The 3315-nt window shown below is 61.4% G+C and carries 3 protein-coding genes and 2 pseudogenes; 1 reads left to right on the plus strand and 4 read right to left on the minus strand.

The genetic code is table 11. The features are described 5' to 3' along the window. From EOA75_RS30910 to EOA75_RS30925, 4 genes and pseudogenes are all read right to left on the minus strand, one after another. On the minus strand, window positions 1-767 hold a 767-nt coding region (locus EOA75_RS30910; protein WP_127325939.1), incomplete at its 3' end, for an aldehyde dehydrogenase family protein. Further along, the gene (locus EOA75_RS30915) at window positions 752-1672 is read right to left on the minus strand and encodes a dihydrodipicolinate synthase family protein (protein WP_127325940.1); all 921 of its coding nucleotides are present in this window, start codon (window positions 1670-1672) and stop codon (window positions 752-754) included. The genes EOA75_RS30915 and EOA75_RS30910, both read right to left, overlap by 16 nt. Before the next feature lie 228 nt (window positions 1673-1900). Beyond that, window positions 1901-2112: pseudogene (locus EOA75_RS35380) on the minus strand (diguanylate cyclase); the annotation flags it as partial. 160 nt (window positions 2113-2272) lie between these two features. Beyond that, window positions 2273-2959, minus strand: coding sequence for a GntR family transcriptional regulator (locus EOA75_RS30925; protein ID WP_067321755.1), 687 nt, complete (start codon window positions 2957-2959; stop codon window positions 2273-2275). A gap of 199 nt (window positions 2960-3158) precedes the next feature. On the opposite strand from EOA75_RS30925, the pseudogene EOA75_RS35385 reads away from it, so the two are divergent. After that, window positions 3159-3315, plus strand: a pseudogene (locus EOA75_RS35385) (GlxA family transcriptional regulator); the annotation flags it as partial.

Here is a 3315-nt window from a genome sequence, read left to right on the forward strand (position 1 = left end):
TAGCGCAGGAAACGGCGGCCGGTCGGCGTCGATCCGGTGAAGGCCACCATGTCGACGCCCATATGCATTCCGATCGGTTCGCCGACCTCCTTGCCGCCCCCCGGCACGACATTGAAGACGCCGGCCGGAATGCCGGCCTCATGGGCGAGCTCCGCGACACGCAGCGTGGTCAGCGTCGTCTCCTGGGCAGGCTTGACGATGACCGAGCACCCGGCCGCAAGCGCCGGGCCGATCTTCCAGGCCAGCATCAGCAGCGGAAAGTTCCACGGCAGGACGCAGCCGACGACGCCGACCGGTTCGCGCACGACCATGGTCAGCGCCTTCGAACCAACGGGCGCGGTGTTGTCGTAGAGCTTGTCGATCAGCTCGGCATGCCAGCGGATGGTATGGATCGTGTCCGGCACATCGACGGTCTGGCATTCGCGGATCGGCTTGCCGCTGTCGAGGCTCTCCATGACCGCGAGTTCGTGGCGGTTGCGCTCCAAAAGCTTCGCGAACTTCAAAAGCACGGTCTTGCGCTCGCCAGGCGCGAGATGCTGCCAGCGGCCGTCGTCGAAGGCCTCCCTGGCCTTGGCCACGGCGAAGTCGACATCTCTGGCGTTGCAAGCCGCGATGTCGGCAAGCACCTCGCCGGTCGCCGGATTGGTCGTCCTGAACGTCTTGCCGGAATTCGCCGGACGGAAGGCTCCGTCGATGAAGGCATTGGTCGGGAATTGAATCTCGGCGGCGAGCGCCTTGTATTCGGCGGCGGTCAAAGGCTCATGCATTGGTTTGCTCCCGACGTGATCTGGGCGACCGTCCGCTTCAGCGTGGCGACGACAGTCTGGAGGGATCGCTTTTCTTCCGAATTGAGAGGCCGCAACGGCGCCCGCACGCCGCCTGCCTTCAGGCCGATCAGCTCGCATCCATGCTTGATCGACTGGACGAACTTGCCGCATTCGAGAAAGTCCATCAGCGGCAGCATCGCGCTCATGATGGCGCGGCCCTTGTCGAAGTTCTTTTCGAGCACGCAGGCCTCGTAGAGCGCGACGTGCTCGCGCGGCAGGAAGTTCGAGCCGGCGCAGACCCAGCTCCTGGCGCCCCAGGCGAAGAATTCCAGCGCCTGATCGTCCCAGCCGCAGGAAAGCGAGATGTGCGGGAACTTGCGGGCAAGCCGGTGCAAATTGCCCATTTCGCCGGAGCTTTCCTTGATGGCGACGACGTTGCGGGATTTGCCGACGCGAGAGAAATACTCCTCGCCCATCATCACGCCCATGCGGGCCGGATAGTTGTAGAGCATGATCGGGAGGTTGGCCGCGCGGTCAACGGTGAGCGCATGAACCGCGTTCTCGCGCTCCGTCGGCAAGGCATATGGCGGCGACGAGACGAGGATCGCGTCGGCACCGATCTCCTTCGCCGCTTTGGCGTATTCGACCGAATCTTCGGTCCTGGTAGCGCCTGTGCCGATGACCAGCGGAAGGCGGGTGCCGATCACCTGCTTGGCATAAGCACCGAGCTCGAAGCGCTCCTGGGCGCTTTGGGCATAATATTCACCGGTCGATCCACCAACGATGATGCCGTGCACCTTGGCTTCGATGAGCGACTCGAGAACGTCGGCGAAGGCCGCGTTATCGATCTGACCGTCCGGACCGGTCGGCGTCACCGCCGGCGTGTAGATGCCCTCAAACTTCAAGACATTTCTCCATCGATGGAGTGGCCGTTTCGACCAATGCGTCATTCGGCAAAACGGAGGCCATCCGCGAATTCCCAAGCGGGGAGTCGCAGCGCTCGAAACCGGTTGATCGCGTTTGATAACGCGCAAGATTGCACGTCAGCATCCGAAAGTCAACAGATTGTATAATTTACGTACACATAAAAAATATGGCACGAGTACAATTCTGGAGAGCGCGCCCGTCGCGCATTTGCGGACATGGAGCAGGTATTCGGTGGCGTCGCCGCAGATCTCCCAGCTCTCCAGCAGAACCGATTCGAAAGTGAAGTGAATTCGCGGGTACCTGACCAGCGGCTCCAGTCAGGTGCGGCTGATATTGGCCATCTCGACCCGCGGACCTTTTTTTGCTTCACGACCATGCCGAGGCGAAGCGTTCCGCCCTTCTTGCCTTCCTCGGCGATCGGCGGTGCAAAAGGTCTGGCTGGAACAGGCCTGACGGATCGGTGCCCCGAGGTGGCGGCCGCGGAATCTGCGTCTTAAGCGGGAGATTTCGCTGCCGGCACCGGGCCCGGCAGCAGGCGTTCTTCCTATCCCGGCCGCAATCGCTTTCCTAAGCGGCCGTCAGTTATCGCCGACCAGCGCGTCCGCCTTCATTCCCTGCGGCGCGATGAACATTTCCATGTTCTCGCGCGACAGTTCCCAGTGCTCGAACACCAGGTCGACGACGGCATCCTCGTCATGCGCGCCGATGGCCGAGATGAAGCCGTCATGATGTTCGACCGCCGTCTGCAGCCGCTTGCGCATGTCGTCATTGCGTGGGCGGAAGAAGGTATGGCCGATGCGGGCGTGGTCGATCAGCAACCTGCCGAGGCTGGGCTGAAGATAGGCGTTCGCAGACATCTCACCGATGATCTCGTGAAACCTGTTGTTCTCGACCACCATGGAAAGCGCGTCGCCTGACTTGCTGGCGGCGCGGAAACGCTCCTGCGTGTCCTTCAGGTCTACCATCTGCGAAGGCTTGAAATTCTGCACGGCCAACCGGCCGATGGCGGCGTAGACCATGGGGGCGACCAGGAAGAATTGCCGAAGGGTCGAATGGTTCATCGGAACGACCCTGGCGCCCCGGTTCGCGCGGATCTCGATGTAACCTTCGCCCTCCAGCCGGCGGAAGATTTCCCTGACAGGGGTCCGCGACAGGCCATAGCGCTCGCTCAGCGCCACCTCGTCCAGATCCTCGTCAGGATCGAGTTCCATTGTCAGGATGCGACGTTTCAGATCGTCATAGAGACTGCCCTTGCTTCCCTTCATGGCGCACCTTCGGAATCATCTCTGCCAATCGACATACCTGGCACAGTTGGAAGAGTCGCATGCACTTGCAAGCGAGTCAACGGATTGTATTTTCTTGGTACACAATATAAGACCGGATGGATCGGTGGCACAATGACAGCCCGGACGGCGATCTTGTCTGAATGAGCTTCGGATAACGCAAGGGACAGGTCCGCAAAGCATGGCCAAGAAGTTTGCGTTTCTCCTGGTGCGCGATTTCACTTTGTCGCCGCTGTCGCTTTTCATCGACACGCTGCGGCTCGCCGGCGATGAGGGCGATCGCAGCCGCAGGGTGGAGTTCGACTGGCAGATCGTCGGCGAGCCGCAGCGTGTCGATG

The sequence above is a fragment of the Mesorhizobium sp. M1A.F.Ca.IN.022.07.1.1 genome (assembly GCF_003997575.1).
In the GTDB taxonomy this organism is placed as follows: Bacteria; Pseudomonadota; Alphaproteobacteria; order Rhizobiales; family Rhizobiaceae; genus Mesorhizobium.

Bases quoted from the DNA above. Each gene is read 5' to 3' on its own strand.
- EOA75_RS30925 (WP_067321755.1), bottom strand. From the start codon at position 2,959: ATGAAGGGAAGCAAGGGCAGTCTCTATGACGATCTGAAACGTCGCATC.